5 protein-coding genes are annotated in these 5685 nt (G+C 69.1%); all 5 read right to left on the bottom strand.

Features of this window, described 5'->3' with window-relative positions; genetic code table 11:
• Window positions 1–48: 48 nt before the first annotated feature.
• The gene (gene leuA / locus LK09_RS04600; RefSeq protein WP_039396592.1) at window positions 49–1809 is read right to left on the bottom strand and encodes a 2-isopropylmalate synthase; all 1761 of its coding nucleotides are present in this window, start codon (window positions 1807–1809) and stop codon (window positions 49–51) included.
• A 199-nt stretch (window positions 1810–2008) separates the two neighbouring features.
• A complete protein-coding gene (gene era, locus LK09_RS04595) occupies window positions 2009–2905 on the bottom strand; it encodes a GTPase Era (RefSeq protein ID WP_039396589.1) in 897 nt (298 codons plus the stop codon).
• Window positions 2898–4175 (bottom strand): hemolysin family protein, encoded by a 1278-nt coding sequence (locus LK09_RS04590; protein WP_039396586.1) that lies wholly within the window; start codon window positions 4173–4175, stop codon window positions 2898–2900. Before LK09_RS04590 ends, era begins: the two co-directional genes overlap by 8 nt.
• Window positions 4172–4639 (bottom strand): rRNA maturation RNase YbeY, encoded by a 468-nt coding sequence (gene ybeY / locus LK09_RS04585; RefSeq protein ID WP_039396583.1) that lies wholly within the window; start codon window positions 4637–4639, stop codon window positions 4172–4174. Before ybeY ends, LK09_RS04590 begins: the two co-directional genes overlap by 4 nt.
• Window positions 4639–5664 (bottom strand): PhoH family protein, encoded by a 1026-nt coding sequence (locus LK09_RS04580; RefSeq protein WP_156138694.1) that lies wholly within the window; start codon window positions 5662–5664, stop codon window positions 4639–4641. Before LK09_RS04580 ends, ybeY begins: the two co-directional genes overlap by 1 nt.
• Between the last annotated feature and the right edge of the window lie 21 nt (window positions 5665–5685).

Genomic DNA, 5685 nt, shown 5'->3' with positions numbered 1-5685 from the left:
CGCGAGCCCCCGATCCGTCACCGGATCGGGGGCTCGCAGTCCTCCGCGTCAGACCGCGGCCAGCTCCGGCTCGCGCTCGAGCGTGCGGATCGAACGGTTCACTGCCGACACGATCGCCTTCAGCGACGCCGTCGAGATGTCGCCGTCGATGCCCACGCCCCACAGGCGCTGCCCGTCGATCTGCAGCTCGACGTACGCGGCCGCCTGCGCGTCGCCGCCGGTGGAGAGCGTGTGCTCGACGTAGTCGTAGAGCGAGATGTCGAAGCCGCGCGCGCGCACCACCTCGAGGAAGGCCGCGATCGGACCGTTGCCGTTGCCGGTCGTCTCCACGCGCTCCTCGCCGTCGCGCAGGGTGACGTCCAGGCGCACGTCGCCGGACATGTCGCTCTGCGTGCGGGTGGCCAGGAGCTCGAAGCGGCCCCAGCGCTCGTCGGCGACGTCCGTGGGCAGGTACTCGTCGTTGAAGATGGCCCAGATCTGGTCGCTGGTGACCTCGCCGCCCTCGGCATCCGTCTTGGCCTGCACCACGCCGGAGAATTCGATCTGCAGCTTGCGGGGCAGATCCAGCGAGTGGTCCGTCTTCAGCAGGTAGGCGACCCCGCCCTTGCCGGACTGCGAGTTGACCCGGATGACCGCCTCGTACGAACGACCCAGATCCTTCGGGTCGACGGGCAGGTACGGAACCGCCCATTCGATGTCGTCGACGGTGACGCCCTGCGCCTCGGCGCGTGCGGACATCGCCTCGAAGCCCTTCTTGATGGCGTCCTGGTGCGAGCCGCTGAAGGCGGTGAAGACCAGGTCGCCGCCCCACGGGCTGCGCTCGGGCACCGGCAGCTGGTTGCAGTACTCGACGGTGCGCTTGATCTGGTCGATGTCGCTGAAGTCGATCTGCGGGTCGATGCCCTGCGTGAACAGGTTCACGCCCAGCGTGACGAGGTCGACGTTGCCGGTGCGCTCGCCGTTGCCGAACAGGCATCCTTCGATGCGGTCGGCACCGGCCATGTAGCCGAGCTCGGCGGCGGCCACCGCGGTGCCGCGGTCGTTGTGCGGGTGCAGCGACAGGATGACGTTCTCGCGGTGGCTCAGGCGCCGGTTCATCCACTCGATCGAGTCGGCGTAGACGTTGGGCGTGGCCATCTCGACGGTCGCGGGCAGGTTGATGATCACCTTGCGCTCGGGTGTGGGCTCGAGGATGTCCAGCACCGCGTTGCAGACCTCGACGGCGTACTCCAGCTCGGTGCCGGTGTAGCTCTCCGGCGAGTACTCGTAGTACACCTGGGTCTCGGGCACGCGCTTCTCGAACTCGCGGCACAGCCGTGCGCCCTCGAGCGCGATCTCCTTGACGCCCTCGCGGTCGGAGCGGAAGACGACCTCGCGCTGCAGGATGCTCGTCGAGTTGTAGAAGTGGACGATGGCCTGCCTGGCGCCGGCGATCGCCTCGTAGGTGCGCGCGATCAGGTGCTCGCGCGCCTGGGTCAGCACCTGGATGGTGACGTCGTCCGGGATGAGGTTCTCTTCGATGAGCTGGCGCACGAAGTCGAAGTCGGTCTGGCTGGCCGACGGGAAGCCGACCTCGATCTCCTTGTAGCCCATACGCACCAGCAGGTCGAACATGACCCGCTTGCGCTCGGGGCTCATCGGGTCGATGAGGGCCTGGTTGCCGTCGCGCAGGTCGACCGCGCACCAGCGGGGCGCCTCGGTGATGCGCTGCGAGGGCCACGTGCGGTCGGGCAGGTCGACCTGGATCTGCTCGTGGAACGGACGATACTTGTGGGTCGGCATGCCGGAGGGCTGCTGCGTGTTCTGCATGATGTCGCTTTTCTCGGAGGGTGACGGCGCCGGGTTCGGCTGCTGCGTCAAGGTGAGTCGGGCCAACACCGAGCTCCGCGACGAGGAAGGCCCTAGAACGAGGCCTCGTCGCGGCAGCTAAGGAGAAGCTGGCCGAAGCGCATGTCTCGATGGTAACAGGACGACCGCGCATCCCGCCATCTCGGTGCCGGCCGGATGGTCAGAACCCGAGTCGCCCCAGCTGCTTCGGGTCGCGCTGCCATTCCTTCGCCACCCGCACGTGCAACGACAGGAAGATGCGGGTTCCCACCAGCGGTTCGATGCCGGCCCGGGCGGTCGCGCCGACCTCCCGGAGCCGCGAGCCCTTGCGCCCGATGATGATGGCCTTCTGGCTGTCGCGCTCCACCACGATGTCGGCGTAGACGTCGGTGAGGTCCGAGTCCTCCCGCGGGGAGATGTCCTGCACGACCACGGCGATGGAGTGCGGCAGCTCGTCGCGGACGCCCTCGAGCGCGGCCTCGCGGATGATCTCCGCGATCCGGTCGTCCAGGCTCTCGTCGGTGACGACCCCGTCGGGATAGAGCGCCGGGCCCTCGGGCATGAGGCTCAGCAGCTCCGCGGTGAGCACGTCGAGCTGGTCGTTGGTGAGCGCCGACAGCGGGATGACGGCATCCCAGTCGTCGCGAAGCTGATCGACCTCGATGAGGCGCTCGGTGATCTGGTCGCGCCCGGCGATGTCGGTCTTGGTGACCAGCGCCACCTTCTTGGCGCGCGGGTAGCCGTCCAGCGACTCGGCGATGCGGCGGTCGCCGGGTCCGACCTTCTCGGTCGCGGGTGCGCAGAAAGCGATGACGTCCACGTCGCCGAGCACCTGCTCCACGAGGTCGTTGAGCCGCTGGCCGAGGAGCGTACGGGGACGGTGGAGGCCGGGCGTGTCGACGATGATGAGCTGGCCATCGGGCCGGTTCAGGATGCCGCGGATGGCGCGGCGGGTGGTCTGCGGCTTGTCGCTCGTGATCGCGACCTTCTCGCCCACGAGCGCATTGGTCAGGGTCGATTTGCCGACGTTCGGGCGTCCCACGAAGGTCACGAACCCGCACCGGGTGGTCTCAGTCATCGGTCTCGTTCCTCTCGGGCGCCTTCTCTATGAATACCGTGGCGATGCCGCGGCCGCGACCCCGCGAGGCTCCTCCGGTCAGCAGGAGTCCCTCGTACTCGACGGATGCCCCGGGCTGCGGCACACGGCCGAGCACCTTGCCGAGGAGCCCGCCGATCGAGTCCACGTCCTCGTCGTCCAGCTCCAGGTCGAAGAGCTCGCCGACGTCCTCCACCGGCATCCGCGCGCTCACCCGGTACTTGCCGGGCTCGAGTTCGGTCGCCTCGGTGGTGCGCGGGTCGTACTCGTCGGCGATCTCGCCGACGAGCTCCTCGATGATGTCCTCGAGGGTGACCAGGCCCGCGACTCCGCCGTACTCGTCCACGACGATGCACACATGCACGGCGTCGCGCTTCATCTGCTGCAGCAGCGTCTCGGCGCGCATCGACTCGGGGACGAAGACCGGCGGTCGCGCGATGCGGTTCGCCGGGGCGTCCCGCCAGCCGGCGCGCTCGTCGAAGCCGAACTGCACCAGATCCTTCAGGTACAGCACCCCGACGATGTCGTCGGCTTCGTCGTCGGCGACCGGAATGCGCGAGACCCCGCGGTCGAGGAACAGCGCGAGTGCATCGCGGATGGACGCGGTGGCGTCCAGCGTGATCATGTCGGTGCGCGGCACCATGACCTCGCGCACGTACGTGTCGGTGAACTCGAACACCGAGTGGATGAGGTCGCGGTCGTCCTCTTCGATGAGGTCGTGGGATGCCGCCTCGTCGACCATGCTCAGCAGCTGCTCCTCGCTCGAGAACGAGGCGCGCCGAACGACGCCGGGCGTGACCCGGTTGCCGAGGGCGACGAGGGCTCCCGCGAGCGGGCCCAGCACCACGCGCGCGCCGTGCACGAGGGAGGCGCCGCCGCGCAGCAGTCCTTCGGCGTGCTGGCGGCCCACGGCGCGCGGACTGGCGCCGACCAGGACGAACGAGACGCCGGTCATGAGCACGGCCGCCGCGAGCATCGCCCACCAGACGCTGTTGAAGATGATCGTGAAGGCGACGGTGACGAGCACCGCCGCCGCGGTCTCGGACAGCACGCGGATGAAGACGACGGCATTCGCGTGGGCGTCCGGATCGGCGGCGATGCGCCGCAGCGCAGGTGCACTGCGGCCTTCGTCGGCGAGATCCTCGAGGTCACCCCGCGAGGTGACCGACAGAGCGGCGTCGAACGCGGTCATGAGGCCCCCGAGGGCCACCAGCACCACCGCGGCGAGCAGAAGCAGCAGCGCGGTGGTCATGCGTGCCGGTGACGCTCCGCGGTGTGGAATCCGAGCAGGAGGTCGCGCTGGATCGCGAACATCTCGCGCTCCTCCTCCGGTTCGGCGTGGTCGAACCCGAGCAGGTGCAGCAGGCCGTGCGTGGTCAGCAGCAGCAGCTCGTCCATCGTGGAGTGCTTCGCGGTCTCGGCCTGGGACTCGGCCACCTGCGGGCACAGCACGATGTCGCCGAGGAGACCCGCCGGTGTGGGCTGGTCCTCGGTGCCCGGACGCAGTTCGTCCATCGGGAAGCTGAGCACGTCGGTCGGACCGGGCTCGTCCATCCACTGCACGTGCAGGGACTCCATCGCGCCCTCGTCGACCAGCAGGATCGCGAGATCAGCTTCGGAGCTCACCCGCAGCTGCCCGAGGTTGTACTCGGCCAGCCGCAGCAGCACGGTCTCGTCGACCGCCATCCCGGATTCGTTCGTGATCTCGATGGTCATCAGCGTCCTCGCTTCGGCAGGAAGTCTCGCGGCCCGGCACTGTGCGGCCGGCCGCGACGGTCGGCCCGATTGGCCATCTCAGCGGCCTCGTCGCGCTCGCGGCGCGCAGCGAGACGCTTCTCGTCGAATTCGGTGTACGCGTCGACGATGCGGCCGACGAGCGTATGCCGCACGACGTCGTCGCTGGTCAGCGTCGCGAAGTGGATGTCGTCGATGTCCTTGAGCACCCGCGTCACGAGGCGCAGGCCCGACGTGCCCTGCGGCAGGTCGACCTGGGTGATGTCGCCGGTCACCACCATGTGCGTGCCGAACCCGAGCCGGGTGAGGAACATCTTCATCTGCTCGGGCGTGGCGTTCTGCGCCTCGTCCAGCACGACGAAGGAGTTGTTGAGGGTGCGGCCGCGCATGTACGCCAGGGGGGCGACCTCGATCGTGCCCGAGGCGATGAGCTTCGGCACGATCTCGGGGTCCATCATCTCGTTGAGGGCGTCGTAGAGGGGCCGCAGGTACGGGTCGATCTTGTCGGTCAGCGTGCCGGGCAGGAACCCGAGCCGCTCCCCCGCCTCGACCGCCGGCCGCGTGAGGATGATGCGGTCGACCTCCTTGCGCTGCAGCGCCTGGACGGCCTTGGCCATCGCCAGGTAGGTCTTGCCGGTGCCGGCCGGTCCGATGCCGAAGACGATCGTGTTCTCGTCGATCGCGTCGACGTACGCCTTCTGCCCGGCGGTCTTGGGACGGATCACCTTGCCGCGCGAGGAGAGGATCGCCTCGCCCATGACCTCGCTCGGCCGCGGGCCGTTCTCGGTGCGCATCATGCGTCCGGCGGTCGCCACGTCGGCGGGTTCCAGGCCGTGCCCGGCGCGGGCGAGCTGCAGCAGCTCGTCGACGAGGTGGCGGGCGGATGCCACGGCCCCCGGAGCGCCGGTCAGGGTGATCTCGTTGCCCCGGACGTGCACGTCGACGTCCCGGTGCTGGCGTTCCAGCATGCGCAGGAGGCGGTCCTGCGGGCCGAGCAGCTGAACCATCGCGACGCCGTCGGCGTAGAC

The sequence above is a fragment of the Microbacterium mangrovi genome, from assembly GCF_000802305.1.
Lineage (GTDB): Bacteria > Actinomycetota > Actinomycetes > Actinomycetales > Microbacteriaceae > Microbacterium > Microbacterium mangrovi.
This window is presented reverse-complemented; position numbering and strand designations above follow the sequence as displayed.

What these genes read in the sequence shown, in the direction of transcription:
- leuA (WP_039396592.1), bottom strand. Translation starts at nt 1,809, where the DNA reads ATGCAGAACACGCAGCAGCCCTCCGGCATGCCGACCCACAAGTATCGT.
- era (WP_039396589.1), bottom strand. Translation starts at nt 2,905, where the DNA reads ATGACTGAGACCACCCGGTGCGGGTTCGTGACCTTCGTGGGACGCCCG.
- LK09_RS04590 (WP_039396586.1), bottom strand. Translation starts at nt 4,175, where the DNA reads ATGACCACCGCGCTGCTGCTTCTGCTCGCCGCGGTGGTGCTGGTGGCC.
- ybeY (WP_039396583.1), bottom strand. Translation starts at nt 4,639, where the DNA reads ATGACCATCGAGATCACGAACGAATCCGGGATGGCGGTCGACGAGACC.
- LK09_RS04580 (WP_156138694.1), bottom strand. Translation starts at nt 5,664, where the DNA reads ATGGTTCAGCTGCTCGGCCCGCAGGACCGCCTCCTGCGCATGCTGGAA.